The organism is Roseovarius halophilus (ex Wu et al. 2025), assembly GCF_047086965.1.
Window position 1 is genome coordinate 18,474 of record NZ_JBKOTX010000044.1, and the last position, 15,222, is coordinate 33,695.

At 65.8% G+C, this 15,222-nt stretch carries 10 protein-coding genes; 6 read left to right on the plus strand and 4 right to left on the minus strand.

Going from position 1 to position 15,222, the window contains the following annotated elements; genetic code table 11:
• Window positions 1-16 precede the first annotated feature (16 nt).
• From mepA to ACH107_RS11245, 3 genes are read right to left on the minus strand one after another with little or no spacing between them, the layout of a single operon-like run.
• A complete protein-coding gene (gene mepA / locus ACH107_RS11235) occupies window positions 17-940 on the minus strand; it encodes a penicillin-insensitive murein endopeptidase (RefSeq protein ID WP_412505934.1) in 924 nt (307 codons plus the stop codon).
• Window positions 925-2,304, minus strand: coding sequence for an MFS transporter (locus ACH107_RS11240; protein WP_412505935.1), 1,380 nt, complete (start codon window positions 2,302-2,304; stop codon window positions 925-927). Before ACH107_RS11240 ends, mepA begins: the two co-directional genes overlap by 16 nt.
• A gap of 54 nt (window positions 2,305-2,358) precedes the next feature.
• Window positions 2,359-2,895 (minus strand): acyl-CoA thioesterase, encoded by a 537-nt coding sequence (locus ACH107_RS11245; RefSeq protein ID WP_412505936.1) that lies wholly within the window; start codon window positions 2,893-2,895, stop codon window positions 2,359-2,361.
• Between the two features lie 128 nt (window positions 2,896-3,023).
• On the opposite strand from ACH107_RS11245, the gene ACH107_RS11250 reads away from it, so the two are divergent.
• The 3 genes from ACH107_RS11250 (at window position 3,024) to yaaA (ending at window position 6,232) form a co-directional block, all read left to right on the plus strand.
• Window positions 3,024-3,311 carry a YggT family protein gene (locus tag ACH107_RS11250; protein ID WP_412505937.1) on the plus strand — a complete coding sequence of 96 codons (288 nt, stop codon included), beginning with the start codon at window positions 3,024-3,026 and terminating at the stop codon, window positions 3,309-3,311.
• An 80-nt stretch (window positions 3,312-3,391) separates the two neighbouring features.
• Window positions 3,392-5,431, plus strand: coding sequence for a DNA helicase RecQ (gene recQ, locus ACH107_RS11255; RefSeq protein ID WP_412505938.1), 2,040 nt, complete (start codon window positions 3,392-3,394; stop codon window positions 5,429-5,431).
• 36 nt (window positions 5,432-5,467) lie between these two features.
• Window positions 5,468-6,232: a peroxide stress protein YaaA gene (gene yaaA / locus ACH107_RS11260; RefSeq protein ID WP_412505939.1), complete on the plus strand. Its 765-nt coding sequence runs from the start codon at window positions 5,468-5,470 to the stop codon at window positions 6,230-6,232.
• Here yaaA and ACH107_RS11265 read toward each other — a convergent pair.
• A complete protein-coding gene (locus ACH107_RS11265; RefSeq protein WP_412505940.1) occupies window positions 6,217-8,445 on the minus strand; it encodes a response regulator in 2,229 nt (742 codons plus the stop codon). The two genes, yaaA and ACH107_RS11265, sit on opposite strands and share 16 nt — an antisense overlap.
• A gap of 153 nt (window positions 8,446-8,598) precedes the next feature.
• Between ACH107_RS11265 and ACH107_RS11270 the strand changes: the two genes are divergently transcribed.
• The 3 genes from ACH107_RS11270 to ACH107_RS11280 form a co-directional block, all read left to right on the plus strand.
• Window positions 8,599-14,022 (plus strand): alpha-2-macroglobulin family protein, encoded by a 5,424-nt coding sequence (locus ACH107_RS11270; RefSeq protein ID WP_412505941.1) that lies wholly within the window; start codon window positions 8,599-8,601, stop codon window positions 14,020-14,022.
• Window positions 14,019-14,597, plus strand: coding sequence for a putative glycolipid-binding domain-containing protein (locus tag ACH107_RS11275; protein ID WP_412505942.1), 579 nt, complete (start codon window positions 14,019-14,021; stop codon window positions 14,595-14,597). The genes ACH107_RS11270 and ACH107_RS11275 overlap by 4 nt, the downstream gene beginning before the upstream one ends.
• On the plus strand, window positions 14,584-15,222 hold a 639-nt coding region (locus ACH107_RS11280), incomplete at its 3' end, for a transglycosylase domain-containing protein (RefSeq protein WP_412505943.1). The genes ACH107_RS11275 and ACH107_RS11280, both read left to right, overlap by 14 nt.

The window sequence follows — 15,222 nt, forward strand, 5'->3', positions numbered from 1 at the left end:
CGTCCGCGCCCGACCGTTAGTCGGATTGCAGAACGCCCACGCATTGCCGCGGCAGATCGCCCATCCTCAGTTCGCGGCGGGGCTTGGTAGGTTGGGCCTCGGGATCGGGCGGCGGCGGGTCGAGGATGTTCTCGACCCATTGCTGCGCCTGTGCACAGCCATCACCCGGTGGCGGGGGATCCTGATTGATACAGCCCCGCGCGCCGTCGGGGCATTTCAGCCGCACGTGGAAATGATAATGATGCCCCCACCATGGCCTGATCTTGCGCAACCACGCGCGATCACCCGTTTCATCCCGGCACATCCGCACCTTGGCCCCGGGGAATACGAAGATGCGCGCGGTCCGCGCGTCGCGCGCGGCGGCCCGCAAGATGGCCTGATGCTCGGACGACCACTTGTCGTTCGTGAACGCACCACGCTGCCGCCGCACCGAGATCGAGGACATGCTCTCGCGCTCGGCCCGGCTGAGATCGAGCCGGGTGGCGGGGCGCATCCATATATCAACGTCCAGCCCGAGCTGATGGCTGCGATGCCCGCTGAGCATGGGGCCGCCGCGTGGCTGGCTGATGTCGCCGATATAAAGCCCCGCCCATCCCGGCTGGCGGGCGGCGAAACGCGACAGGTCGCGTATGAAGTCGATGGTTTCGGGATGTCCGTAATTGCGGTTCCGGCTCAGCCGCATCGCCTGCCATGTCGGGCCGGTCTCGGGCAGGTCGCGGCCACCGGCCATGCAGCCCTTGGCATAGCTGCCGAACGTCTCGGGTACCTGCCGCGACGGCGTGCGATGCCCGCCGAAAAGCGTCTTCGCATGAACACCGCGCATGGCCTCGGGGATATTCCGTGTGGAGACGGCCCGCGCCTCGCCCTGCAGGTCGGGCGACACTTCGCTGCACCCTGCCAGCCCGAGCGCCAGAACCATCAGTTTCAGGTAACGGCCCATCTGTCCTCGTCACCCCCCGGTCGCACCCAATATAGCAGGACAAGACCGCACAGGAAAAGCGCGATCAAGGGTGACACGCCTATCCGCGCGCTGCCGGTCAGTGTCGTGACCCCGCCGATCAGGGCGGGCGCGAGAAACGCCGTCGCGCGGCCTGATAACCCGTAGAGCCCGAAACTCTCGGTCGGTGCGGCCGGATCGGTGTGGCGGACCATGAGCGATCTGCTGGATGCCTGCAGCGTCCCGCCGAAGCCGCCGATCAGGACACCGCACCCGAAGAAGATGATGTCCGGCAACTTGGTTCCGTCGGAAACCGGCATCCAGAAGACCTGTTCGCGATCCATGCCGACAACGGTCACGCATACCAGCACCAGAACGGTTATCGCCGCCACGATCACGGGTTTCGGGCCAAACCGCATGTCCGCCATGCCACCCATCCAGCTGAAGACGGCGGCGGAGATTGCCCCGATGATCCCGAAGATGCCGACCGAGACGATGCTCCAGTCAAGCACGAGAATGGCATAGGTGCCACCGAACCCGTACAGCCCATTCAGCGAATCGCGATAGAGCATCGAGGAGCCCAGATAAACGGAAAGGCTGACACGGCGGCGCAGCGCCTTCACCGACTTGATCAGCAGGCGCAACGCGTCCCCGGCCCCACGGCCCTGCGCAGGTGGCCCCGTGTCACGCACCCAGAGAAAATAGGGGATCATGAAAAGTGCGTACCATGCCGCCGTGAAGGGCCCGACGAACCGCGTGCCTTCCATGCGCGCGGCATCAAGGCCGAAGGCCGGGTCCAGCCCGGCAAGGGTCTTGCCGCCGGATTGCTCGACGAAGAAGGCCAGCATGACCGCCAGCGCCGTCACGCCGCCAACATAGCCGAACGCGAAACCGGACCCGGAGAGCGCGCCCACTTCCTCCCGCGTGCCCAGTGACGGAAGCTGCGAATTGATGAATATCAGCGCGTATTCGGCACCGATGAAACCGATGCCGAAGCTGAGCAGGGCCCACCAGAGGTTCGTCCCGTCGGGATCGGTCCACCATATGCCGGCCGCCCCGGCCACGTACATGAGCGAAAAGCCCACGATCCAGGGCAGACGGCGGCCCGCGGTATCGGCCAGAGCGCCCATGAGCGGGGCCCCCAGCCCGATCACGAGGCCGGTCACTGTCAGGCAAACGGACCAGAGGCTTTGGGCACGCGCATCGGCGGCCGCCTCCGTCAGGCCGTTGGCGGCGAAATACCGTGTTGCCGTCGCGGCGAAAAAGGGGCCGAAAACGAAGGTCACGAGCAGGGTATGGAAAGGCTGGCTGGCCCAGTCGAAAAAGAACCAGCCCCAGATGCGTTTGCGTTTCGAGATTTCACCCATGCGGCCCCCGCTCGTTGTGCCGCGATATGACAAGCTCGCGCACCGGCAGGCAAGTTATTCCTGCATCGGGGGCCACGGCCGGGCCGCGTCGGCCTCGATCCAGGCCGTGACCCAGCCCGGCAGCGTCATCTCCGGCGGCGCGTTGCCGAGCGCGGCAAACACCCTGTCAGGCGGCACGATACCGCCCTTGCCCGTTACCGCGGCGCGGTAAAGGATATGGTTTGCGCACTGGTCGTCACCCTTGAACATCGACTGTTCGAGATAGAAAAACCGCTCATCCCACCCTACGAGGCGCGAACGCATCTCCACTTGCTCGAACATCCGGATCCGGCGACGGTACCGGACGGAAGCTCCGGCGATGGTCAGACCCCAGCCTTCGCGCCGCAGGACCATGACCAGACCCGTACGGATCGCCAGAGGTATGCGCCCCAGATCATAAATCGTCAGGGTGCGCCCGTTATTCAGCTCCATCCACAAATCAATGTCCCACGGCAGGCACAGGTGATGGGAGACATGCGTGCCCGTCACGGGCAACGCTGGCGATTTGCGGTGCCTGAGAACTTGCCACAAAAGGCGGATCACGGGATACATCGAAACGGTCCTTTCAACGCTGCTGTGCCGTTACGACCCCGAGCGCGTCAACCGCGACCCTGCGTCAATGCTTGCGCTTTCAAACTCGCCCGCGTAGGTGTTGACCACTGCAAATCCAAGGACGCGTCATGCAATCCCTGTTCCAGATACTTTTGTTGCTACTGGATGTGCTGTGGTTCTTCATCATTGCACATGTCATCATGAGCTGGCTGATCAATTTCCAGGTGCTCAACCTGCGCCAACCCCTCGTCGCGCAAATATGGGAAATGCTCAACCGGTTGCTGGAGCCGCTTTACAGCCAGATCAGGCGCATCATCCCCCCGATGTCCGGCATTGACGTTGCGCCGCTTGTGGCGCTGATCGGCGTATACGCGATCCGGATCATCCTCATCAACAATGCGGCGGCCTTTTACTAAGCGGGGCTTGCCTGCGGTATCCCTGTATGGAAAACTCGGCGACAAGAGCGGAGTAACCAGAGAAAATACGGGCTTTTCAGATGCAAGGCGCTACCACGCTGTTGCGGGACATATTCGGATTCGACGCCTTCCGCCCCGGGCAGGAAGAGATCGTGCAGACCGTCACGAGCGGTCAAAACACGCTTGCCATCATGCCCACGGGTGGCGGGAAATCGCTATGTTATCAGCTTCCCGCGTTGATGCGTGATGGGCTGACGGTGGTCATTTCACCGCTCATCGCGCTGATGCGCGACCAGGTGCGCGCGCTGCGCGCCGCCGGAGTCGAGGCCGGCGCCCTGACATCCGGCAATACCGAAGATGAAACCCGCGGGGTATGGGAGGCGCTGTCGGAAGGACGGCTCAGGCTGCTATACATCGCTCCCGAGCGTCTTGCCGCCGGGGCATCGCTGGGGATGCTGCGCCGGTCGGGCGTGTCGCTGATCGCCGTGGACGAAGCACATTGCGTCAGCCAGTGGGGTCATGATTTCCGCCCCGATTACCTGCGCATCGGGGAATTGCGCCGCGCGCTTGGCGTGCCGCTGGCGGCCTTCACCGCGACCGCCGACGCCGACACCCGCAGCGAGATCGTCGAGAAGCTCTTCGACGGCGACCCGCCCCGGACATTCCTGCGCGGGTTCGACAGGCCGAACATCAATCTGGCCTTTGCCGCCAAGGACAGTCCCCGCCGCCAGATCATGGAGTTCGTGGCCGAACGCAAGGGCCAGTCGGGCATCGTCTATTGCGGGACCCGGGCCCGCACCGAAACGCTGGCCCGGGCGCTGCATGAGGCAGGGCATAACGCATGCCACTATCACGGTGGCATGGACCCCGAAGCCCGCCGCGACGTCGAAACGCGCTTCGCCACCGAGGACGGGCTTGTCGTCGTCGCGACCGTCGCCTTCGGCATGGGCGTGGACAAGCCCGACATCCGATGGGTTGCCCATGCGGATCTGCCCAAGTCGATCGAAGCCTATTACCAGGAAATCGGCCGTGCCGGCCGTGATGGCGCCCCGGCTGAAACCCTGACCCTTTTCGGCCCCGACGACATCCGCCTGCGTCGTTCCCAGATCGACGAGGGGCTCGCCCCGCCCGAACGGCGCATGGCCGATCATGCCCGCCTGAACGCCCTTCTCGGCCTCGCAGAGGCACTGGATTGCCGTCGCGCCACCTTGTTGCGTTATTTCGGCGAGACGGCGGAAAACTGCGGGAACTGCGACCTGTGCGAACGCCCGCCGGACACGTTCGACGGCACCGAGGCGGTGCGGAAAGCCCTCTCTGCCATCCTGCGCACCAACGAGCGTTTCGGGGCGGGCCATCTCATCGATATCCTGACGGGGAACGCCACCGACAAGGTGCGTGACCAGGGCCATGACGCGCTGCCGACATTCGGCGTTGGCCGCGACATCGACCGGCGTGGCTGGCAGGGCGTTTTCCGCCAGATGATGGGCCATGACCTGATCCGGCCGGACCCCGAGCGCCATGGCGCCCTGCGGATGACCGAGCACGCGCGCCCGATCCTGCGCAACGAAGCGGGCATCACGCTACGGCGTGACACGCTGGCGACGAAGGCGGGCCGCCCCGCCGTCAAGGCACTGGTGGCCGAGGAAGATGCGCCGCTTCTGTCAGCGCTCAAGGCGAAAAGACGCGCACTGGCCGAAGCGGCGGGCGTGCCGGCTTACGTGGTTTTCAATGATCGCACGCTGATCGAGATGGCCCAGGCCCGGCCCGCCACGCTTGACGCCATGGCACGGATCAACGGCGTGGGCGCGAAGAAACTGGAACGCCACGGCACCGATTTCCTGGAAGTCATCAACGGCGCCCGGCAACAGGAACACCCGTTGCGCCGCAAACTGGCGGGACAGCCGTCCGGGCAGCTCTACGACCGTTTGCAGGCGGCGCAGGACGATCTGGCACGCGGCGAAACCGGGACCGACAAACCGCTGAGTTGTTCCGCGTCGCAACTGGCGCGCGTGGCCTCGGCGCGACCAAGAAACGAATCCGAGATGGCCCGCCTTTTGGGCGAGAAACGCGCGGAACGTTTCGCGACGGCCTTTCTGGACGTTCTTCGGCTGGCGGACTAAGTTCCGGTTCTACCCGAAAAGCGAAGGAACCCTCTCATGCTGGTCGTTGTCTCCCCCGCGAAGAAAATGGACATGGCGCCCGTGGAGGGCATCACCCCCTCGTCGCCGGATTTCAGCGCCGAGGCCGAGGAGCTTGCCAAGGTGGCAGGAGCGCTCGATGTGGGCGAGTTGCAAAAGTTGATGAAAATCAGCGAGAGCCTCGCGAAACTCAATGCGGATCGGTTCGCCGATTTCGGGCACATGGACGCGAAGCCGGCCGCGCTGGCCTTCGCGGGCGATACCTACCAAGGGCTGGAAGCCGCATCGCTCGACGCTGACGAGATGGAATGGGCACAGGCGCATCTGCGCATCCTGTCCGGGCTTTACGGGGTGCTGCGCCCGCTGGACGCGATACAACCCTACAGGCTGGAAATGGGCAGCCGCCTGAAAACCGACCGGGGCCGCACGCTTTACGATTTCTGGGAGGACAAGATCGCGAAGGCCCTGAACGCGCAAGCCGCCGATCTAAAAACCGATCTGCTGGTCAATTGCGCCAGTCAGGAATATTTCGGGGCGGTCGCCACCGATGCGCTCGCGCTGCGGGTGATCACCCCGGTGTTCATGGAGGACAAGCCCGAAGGTCCGAAGATCGTCAGTTTCTACGCCAAGAAGGCGCGCGGCGCGATGGCCCGCTACATCATCCAGCACCGGCTGACCGATCGTGATGCGTTGAAGGATTTCGATACGGGGGGCTATGCCTATCGCGAGGACCTGTCCGAAGGCGATCGCATGGTTTTCGTTCGCGGTCAGGAAGCTGCCTGACCGCCCGTGACCGGCGCGTGCATCCCGTCGGTAACGGCTTTCTCGATCATCGTGACAAGGTCCGCCTTGCGGAGCGGTTTCGTCAGGTATTCGTCGATCCCGGCAGCCAGTATCCCGTCCTTGTCGCCGTCCATTGCGTGGGCCGTCATGGCCACGATCGGCACATGGCCCGCCGTTTCCGCCTCGATCCGGCGGATCTGGCGGCCGGCCTCTTTTCCGTCCACGCCCGGCATCGAGATGTCCATGAAGATGATGTCCGGCCCGAACGATTGGAAAAGCGCGACAGCCTGCTCACCGTCCTCGGCGAAGCGCAGGTCGATATCGAGGTTTTTGAGCATCGTCTTGAACACGAGGCGGTTGGTTCGATTGTCCTCGGCGGCGAGGACGCGCATCAGCCGTGCGTCATGGTCCGGGGGGACCACGGGCAACGGCGGGGCTTCGGGCGTGCCATCATCACCCCGCCCGGCCTCGGGCGTTTCGGCGACGTCTGGGCGCGCAACGCTCTGAAGCGCGGAAAAGAAAGCGCTGCGCGCCAGAGGTTTCTGCAAAACCGCCTGTACATCACCGCGGCGCGTGTCCTGTTCGGCGCGCACGGCATTTTCCGTCAGAAGCAGGATATCGGCATCGCTGTTCGTGTCCCGTAACCGCCGCGCCAAGTCGAAACCGTCCAGCTCGGGCATGTCGTGATCGACGATGACAAGGTCGAGATCCCGGGTGAAATGCGACACCGCCTCAGCCGGGCTGCTGCATGACACGGTCTCGACCCCGAGCAGGTCAAGCTGACGTTCCATCACCGAGCGCGTGACGGCGTGGCTTTCGACGACAAGCGCCCGGCGCAAGGCCGTCGAAAGCCCCCTGAACTCGGGGGCGGGCGCCTCGGCCAGCGGCAGGGTGATCGCGAAACCGAACGTCGTTCCGCCACCTTCCTCGGAATCAACCCAGATCTCGCCGTCCATCAGCGAGATCAACCGCCGCGATATCGCGAGGCCGAGGCCCGTACCCTCGAACTTGCGGTTCTGGTCGGAATCAACCTGATTGAACTCGCCGAACACATGGTCGATCTTGTCAGCCGGGATGCCGATGCCGGTATCCTCCACGCTGACATGGAGCCGCATATCGTCGCTATCACGCTCTCGAAATCCGACGACCCGGATCAGGACGTGCCCGTTTTCGGTAAATTTCACCGCATTTCCGACGAGGTTGGTGAGAACCTGCCGGATCCGGCCCGGATCACCGACGAACTGGGTCGGTAGCAGGATGTCGTAATCCAACAGAACATCGAGGCCCTTGTCACGCGCGCGGGGCTGCACCAGCAGAACAAGTTCGTGAAGCGTGCGCTCAAGGTCGAACGGTTCCGCGTGCAGGACCAGCTTGTCGGCCTCGATCTTCGAGTAATCCAGCACGTCGTTTATGATCACCAGCAGCGCCTCGGCCGAATTCCGGATCGTCGAGGCGTAGAGCCGCTGTTCCTCTGCAAGGTCTGTATCCATCAGAAGGTCCGCCATCCCGACCACGCCGTTCATCGGCGTCCTGATTTCGTGGCTCATGTTGGCAAGAAACGAGGATTTGGCCCTGTTGGCCGCCTCGGCCTTGCGGCGCGCGTCCTGAAGTTTTTGTTCGTACCTGACGGTTTCGGTGATGTTGAGCGCGAGACTGACCACGTCGCCCCCGTGCCCGCGCTGATCCACGAGCTTGACGTATTCGCCGTTCCACAACCGGATGACCTCGGGTTCGGGATCGGGGCTCTGCCAACGGTCGAGCATCCGTTCACGCCATGCCCGCGGCGGCGTGTCACCGATGTCCACGATGCCTTCTTCAGTGGCCAGTTGCAGGATCTCGACGTAACTTACACCGGGCGTGACGGCTTCGAGCCCCTCGAAAACGCCCAGCCAGGAATTGTTCGCGGCAATCATGCGACTGTCGGCATCAAAGAAGGCGAACCCGTCCTGGATCGTCTCGATCGAAAGCCAAAGCCTGCGCTCGGCCACCTCGACCTTGTGATTGGCGAGCGTCAGGTCGGATCTGACGCGCTCGTTTTCATCGCGGACCGTCCGGACCTCGGCCCGCGTTTCATGTATTTCGTCCGACAAGGCGCGCGCGTGCGTGCCCAACTTGCGGTTTGCCGCGTGAAGCTCGGCCTGTTTCTGTTCCAGCAGACGCTCGGCCGCGAGACGCGCGCGCCTTTCCTCGGCCAGTTTGTCGGCCAGGCTCATGCAACCCTCCGCGATACCCGGTATGCGCCGGTCGTTTCAGTACCCGTATTAAGCGCGAACCGTGGTGAACACGGGTTTAACTAGCGCGCCGGAATCGTTGTCAGCTTCCCCGTAGCGTGGCACGATTAACCATTGCTTGCCGGGAGAGGCCCCATGATCCGTTCATTTCTTGTCTGCCTTTTCAGCTTCATGTTGGCCATCGCCGCCGTCGCGCAATCCCCGGTGCCCGATCGGCGGGAAATCGTCACGCGCGACGTGGATTTCTATGGCTCAGACTTGACCGCGCTTTTCGACACCAGCCTCGACGCCTGCCGCCGTGCCTGCATGACCAACGCGGACTGCCACGCATACACGTTCAACAGCCGGTCGAACGCCTGCTTCCCGAAAAGCGCGGTTTCCCGGAAAGTGCCCTTCGAAGGCGCCGTTTCAGCGGAACTGACGCCGACCGACCCCGCGGTACTGGCCGACGCAGCGGCGCGGCGAAGCCGCCTTGATTTCCTTGGCGACGAAGACATTACACGTGCCCGCGAACAGGCCGAGGCCATCGGCGCACGTCATCCCGCCGGCGGTTGGAGCACCCGGATCATGCTGGATACCGCCCGCAGCAGGGCCGAGGCGGGCGACCACCTAAATGCGATGCGATGGACGGGCGCGGCTGTTTCCGTCACGGACCGCAGCGAACTGTGGACCGATTACGCCCGCCATGCGCTACGGGTCGACACCGAAAACGCATCGGCACGGCGCCACCACGACGCACGGGCGCTGCAGGCGGCAACGAATGCCTACCTTCGCGCGGCCTCGGCCCCGGCCGGTGCGACGGCGCTGTCCGTCATGGCCGATGCGCTTGAACGGGCTGGACGGGGGCGTGACATGATCGCGGCGCTGCGACTCGCGCAATCCACCGCGCCACGACAGGAAACCGCCAAGAAACTCGACCGGGCCGTCGCGCGATACGGGTTCCGGGTAACCGGGCACGATGTCGAGACCGAGGTTGCGCAGCCCCGGCTGTGTGCCGAGTTTTCCGAACCTCTGATCCGCGCGGGAACCGATTACACGCCCTATGTCCGCCTGCGCGAGTCCGGACTGGTCGTGCAGGTGGATGAGCGGCAGATCTGCATTGATGGCGTCCGCCACGGGGAACGCTACCAAGTCACGTTCCGCGAGGGTCTGCCGGCGGCCAGCGGCGAGACACTTGCGAAAGATATCGAGATCACTGCCTACGTGCGGGACCGCGCGCCCAAGGTCAGCTTTCCGGGCCGGGCCTACGTGCTGCCGGCGGCGGCGGGCGCGACGCTCCCGGTCGAAACGGTCAATACCGGGGAGCTTGACTTGACCCTGCGCCGTGTCAGCGACCGCAACCTGCTGCGCACCATTCAGGAGGATTTTTTCGCGCGGCCGCTGTCGCGCCATGACGCGCGACTTTTCAACGGCGAGATCGCAGAGAACGTGTGGCAAGGCAGCGCCGAGGTCGGCAACGAGCTCAACCGGACAATGACCACGCGCCTTCCCATGGGGGATGTGCTGGCCGATGAACCGCCGGGTATCTACGCGCTCACCGCACGGGTCGCCGATGGCGCCGGGCAGGAAAAGGGCGGCGCCACACAGTGGTTCGTGCTGTCCGATCTGGGCCTGACGACCATGAAGGGCTCGGACGGCCTGCATGTCTTTGTGCGGGGATTGTCCCACGCCCGCGCGAGGGAGGATGTCAACCTGACGCTGGTGTCACGCGCCAATCGCGAACTGGCAAGTGCCACGACTGATGCGCGAGGCCATGCCATGTTCGAGGCGGGGCTTGCACGTGGTACCGGCGGCGCGGCCCCCGCGCTTGTCATGGCACGGTCGGGGGAGGATGACCTGAGCTTCCTGTCCTTGACCGATCCGGCCTTCGACCTGTCTGACAGAGGGGTCGCCGGGCGGCCCGCGCCGCCGCCGGTTGACGTGTTCCTCGCCACCGATCGGGGAGCCTACCGCGCGGGCGAGGTCATCCATGCAACGGCCCTCGCACGCGACGCGAAGGCGGCTGCGATCCCCGGCCTGCCGCTCACCGCGATCCTGACCCGGCCCGACGGGGTTGAATACGCGCGGCACCTGTCGGCACGGGACAAGGCGGGCGGCCATGTCTTTGCCATGCCCGTTGATGCGGATGCACCGCGCGGCACGTGGACCATCGAGATCAGGGCGGACGTGGACGCGCCGCCGCTGGCCACGCAGCGGGTACTGGTCGAGGACTTCCTGCCCGAACGGTTGGATGCCGAACTCGCGCTGCCCGACGGGCCGATCCGGCCGGGCGACGCGCCGGCGCTACAGGTGACGGCCCGCTATCTTTTCGGGGCGCCGGGCGCCGGTCTGGATGTCGAGGGGCGCGCGCGGATCGAGCCGCGCCGCCGGCTGGATGAATTGCCCGGCTATGTGTTCGGGCGGCATGATGCACAGGCCACGGCCCGCACACGGTATTTCGACCGCGGGACGACCGGGGAGGACGGCAAGCTCACGCTTCCGGTCGCCTTGCCCGAGGCACCGACCGCCGATCGCCCGTACGAGGCGCGGCTGGCCGTTCAGGTCAGCGAAGGGTCAGGCCGCCCGGTCGAGCGCCGCATGACGCGGATGCTGGCCCCGTCCGGCCCGATGATCGGCATCCGGCCCGAGGCTGACGGTGTCGTTCCCGAGGGGAGCGAAGCGGGTTTCCTGATCACGGCGGTTGATACCGACCTTGCCCCGATGCCCATGCGGGTGGAATGGACACTCAACCGCGTCGAGACGCGCTACCAGTGGTACCAGCAATACGGCCGCTGGAACTGGGAGCCGATCACGACCCGCAAACGCGTGACGAGCGGAACAGCCGATCTGGCCGAAAAACCGGTGCGGATCGCCGCGCAGGTTGACTGGGGCCGCTACGAACTGGTCGTTGAACGGGCGGACGGCCCCTATGTCGCCGCGTCGACCGGGTTCGACGCGGGCTGGCATGCCCCCGCGGACACGACGCGCACCCCCGATACGCTGGAAATGTCGCTGGACAAGCCGCGTTACCGCAGCGGGGATACCGCCACGCTGCGGCTGGTGCCGCGCCATGCGGGGATGGCGCTTGTCACCGTGCTGTCCAACCACGTGATCGACATGAAGGCGGTCCGGGTCGACGAGGGCGAGAACACCATACCGCTTCAGGTCACCGATGACTGGGGCAGCGGGGCCTATGTGACGGCGCAGGTCATCCGGCCGATGGACGTGGCGGCAGGGCGGAACCCGGCGCGCGCCCTCGGGCTCAGTCACGCGAAGATCTCCCCCGGCGACAAGCAACTCGGCGTGACGATCGACGCATCCGAGGCGGCAGATCCACGCGGCCCGCTGGACGTCGCGGTAAAGGTGGCCGGGGTCCGCGCGGGCGAGGCCGCCCATGTCACGCTGGCGGCGGTCGATCTCGGGATCCTCAACCTGACCGGCCACGAATCGCCCGACCCGAGCGCGCATTACTTCGGCCAGCGCCGATTGGGGGTGGAGATCCGCGATCTGTACGGGCGGCTCATAGATGGCATGAGCGGCGCCGAAGGGCGGGTCCGTTCGGGCGGTGATGCGGGAAGCATGCAGATGCAATCCCCCCCGCCTACCGAGGACCTCGTGGCTTTCTTCTCGGGTCCGCTGACGGTGGACGGAACCGGCCGCGCGACAGCACGGTTCGACCTGCCGGATTTCAACGGAACGGTGCGGCTGATGGCCGTGGCATGGTCCCCCCGGGCAGTCGGACAAGCCGCGCGGGACGTGCTGGTGCGCGACCCTGTCGTCATGACGGCCAGCCTGCCCCGCTTCATGGCGCCGGGTGACGAAACCCGCCTGCTGCTTGAACTTGTCCACATGGCAGGCCCGGCCGGACGCATGGGGCTGGACGTGACGGCCGAGGGTTTGACACTGGGTGGCAACGTGCCGTCGGGCATCGATCTGGAACAGGGTGAAAAGCTGGCGATCAGCATTCCGGTCACCGCGCAAGGCGCGGGCGACCACACGCTGCGGGTCGCCCTGACCACCCCTGACGGGAACCGGTTGACGAAACGGCTGACCTTGCCCGTGCGCCGCAACGACCCGGAGATCGCCACGACCCGCCGTTTCTCTCTCGGCCCCGGGGACACCTTCACGCTGAACGCGGATGTCTTTGCCGGGCTGCGGACGGGCACGGGCCGCGCGCTCGTTTCCGCCGGGCCGCTCGCCAAGCTGAACGCCCCGGCATTGCTCAGCGCGCTCGACCGCTATCCCTACGGCTGTACCGAGCAAGTGGCCTCCAAGGCAATGCCGCTGCTGTATTTCGACCACGTCGCAGAAGCCATCGGGCTGGGTACCGCGCAGGATAACGACGCGCGCATCGACCATGCGCTGCGCCGCGTTCTGACGCGGCAGGCCAGCAACGGCGCCTTCGGCCTGTGGCGCGCGCAACCGGGCGATTTCTGGCTTGATGCCTATGTCAGCGATTTCCTGTCGCGCGCGCGAACCGCGGGGCACACCGTGCCCGATACAGCGTTCGCCATGGCGATGGACAACCTGCGCAACCGTGTGAACTATGCGCCCGATTTCGACACCGGGGGCGAGGATATCGCCTATGCGCTGCTGGTGCTGGCACGCGAAGGCGCGGCGCGGATGGGCGATCTGCGTTACTACGCCGATGTGAAGGCGGAAAACCTCGCAACGCCACTGGCCGCCGCGCAACTGGGGGCGGCGCTGGCCGCCTATGGCGACCAGACACGCGCCGACCGCATGTTCGCGCAGGCCGTGCGGATGCTGCAGGACGACCCCGGCACCGATCGCCCGCTGTGGCGCAGCGATTACGGCACGCCGACCCGCGACCGCGCGGGCGTGCTGGCCCTTGCGCTTGAGGCGGGCAGCGACGTGGTGGATGACGCGCAGCTTGCCGACAGCCTCACCCGGCCCGGCCCGCACATGTCGACGCAGGAACGGGTCTGGACGCTGCTGGCCGCCAAGGCGTTGATCGACGAGTCGTCGCTCGACAGGCTCACGCTGAACGGAAGCGCCTTGTCAGGCCCATTCGCAAGGATGCTGCTGGCCGAAACGCTCAGCCCGCAGGAAATCCGCAATACCGGCGATCGTGCGGTGGACATCACGCTGACAACCACCGGCGTGCCCGAGGTTCCGGCGGACGCGGGCGGATACGGTTACGGGATCGAACGAAGCTATTACGACATGGACGGCGAAAAGGTCGCGCTTGCGCGTGTCGCGGCGGGCACACGGCTGGTCGCGGTGCTGACGATCACGCCCTTCGAAAAGGCCGAGGCACGCCTGATGATCGACGACCCCGTGCCGGCGGGTCTGGAGATCGACAACCCGAACCTGTTGCGCGCGGGTGATATCGGCGCGCTCGACTGGCTCGACCCGGTAGCGGCCCGGCACAGCGAGTTCCGCGCCGACCGGTTCCTTGCCGCTGTCGACTGGCGGTCGGACGCGCCTTTCCGCCTGGCCTATATCGCCCGCGCCGTCACGCCCGGCAGCTATCACCACCCGGCCGCCACGGTCGAGGACATGTACAGGCCGCGGTACAGGGCCAATACCGGGACAGGGCGCATGACGGTGACGCCATGACCGGACAGACCCGCGCGATCGTCCATTGGCGTGCGCTCGACCGCGAGGGCGACGACAAGTGCCGGCTGGCGCGGGCCGATCATGGCTGGCTGCTCGTGGGTCATGCCCGGTTTCGAGACGCGGCGGGCTTTGCCGCGCTTGACTACGTGGTGCGCTGTGATGCCGATTGGCACACCTTCAGCGCCGACATCGCGGGCCTGCACGGTCAGCGGGACGTGTCGCTGCACCTCTGCCGCGACCAAGGTATCTGGCGTGTCAACGACACGCCGCAACCCGGGCTTGATGATGCCGTGGATCTGGGCATCGCCTTCACACCCGCGACCCACCTGATGCCCGTCAAACGCTTGCAAGCCCTCGACGGCGTGGGGATCGCATCGCGCGCGGCATGGCTGGACTATCCTGCGCGAACGCTCAGACCCCTCGATCAGGTCTACAGCCGGACACGGGCCGCGAACGTGATTTCGTACCGTGCACGGCAGACGGGCCACGAGACACAGCTTTCGCTGGATTCCAGCGGGTTCGTCACGCTCTTTCCCGGCCTTTGGGACGGCGAGGTGATCCATGCGGCAGGCTGACGGATGGCTGCTGTCGCTCGCGCTGCTGCTTTTTCTGGCCGGGCTGGCGCGCGACGGGGCGGACCTCTGGATCGCCCGAACCGAGCTGCCGCCGCTTCTGTCGGAAACATCGGTCGAGGTTCTGGACCGGCACGGGGAGACCCTGCGCATCCATACGGTCGCGGACGGGCGCTGGCGCCTCGGTGTTGACCCGCGACAGGTCGACCCGCGGTATCTGGACATGCTGATCGCCTACGAGGACCAGCGCTTTTACACCCATGGCGGTATCGATCCGTTGGCGCTACTGCGCGCGGCGGGGCAGGCGCTGTGGCATGGCCGGATCGTTTCGGGCGGTTCAACTCTGACAATGCAAGTGGCACGATTGCTGGAAAACAGCGGTACCGGCCGGTGGCGCGGCAAGTTCCGGCAGATGCGCGTGGCGCTTGCCCTCGAACGACGGTTGAGCAAACGGCAAATCCTCGCGCTGTACCTGACCCGCGCCCCCTTCGGCGGCAATCTCGAAGGCGTGCGCGCGGCGACGCGGGCATGGTACGGCAAGGAGCCCCGGCGGCTGACAGCCGCCGAGGCCGCACTGCTGGTCGCCCTGCCCCAATCGCCCGAGACACGCCGCCCGGACCGCGACGCG

Excerpts from the sequence above, each read along its gene's own strand:
- mepA (WP_412505934.1), bottom strand. The coding sequence starts at position 940 with ATGGGCCGTTACCTGAAACTGATGGTTCTGGCGCTCGGGCTGGCAGGG.
- ACH107_RS11240 (WP_412505935.1), bottom strand. The coding sequence starts at position 2,304 with ATGGGTGAAATCTCGAAACGCAAACGCATCTGGGGCTGGTTCTTTTTC.
- ACH107_RS11245 (WP_412505936.1), bottom strand. The coding sequence starts at position 2,895 with ATGTATCCCGTGATCCGCCTTTTGTGGCAAGTTCTCAGGCACCGCAAA.
- ACH107_RS11250 (WP_412505937.1), top strand. The coding sequence starts at position 3,024 with ATGCAATCCCTGTTCCAGATACTTTTGTTGCTACTGGATGTGCTGTGG.
- recQ (WP_412505938.1), top strand. The coding sequence starts at position 3,392 with ATGCAAGGCGCTACCACGCTGTTGCGGGACATATTCGGATTCGACGCC.
- yaaA (WP_412505939.1), top strand. The coding sequence starts at position 5,468 with ATGCTGGTCGTTGTCTCCCCCGCGAAGAAAATGGACATGGCGCCCGTG.
- ACH107_RS11265 (WP_412505940.1), bottom strand. The coding sequence starts at position 8,445 with ATGAGCCTGGCCGACAAACTGGCCGAGGAAAGGCGCGCGCGTCTCGCG.
- ACH107_RS11270 (WP_412505941.1), top strand. The coding sequence starts at position 8,599 with ATGATCCGTTCATTTCTTGTCTGCCTTTTCAGCTTCATGTTGGCCATC.
- ACH107_RS11275 (WP_412505942.1), top strand. The coding sequence starts at position 14,019 with ATGACCGGACAGACCCGCGCGATCGTCCATTGGCGTGCGCTCGACCGC.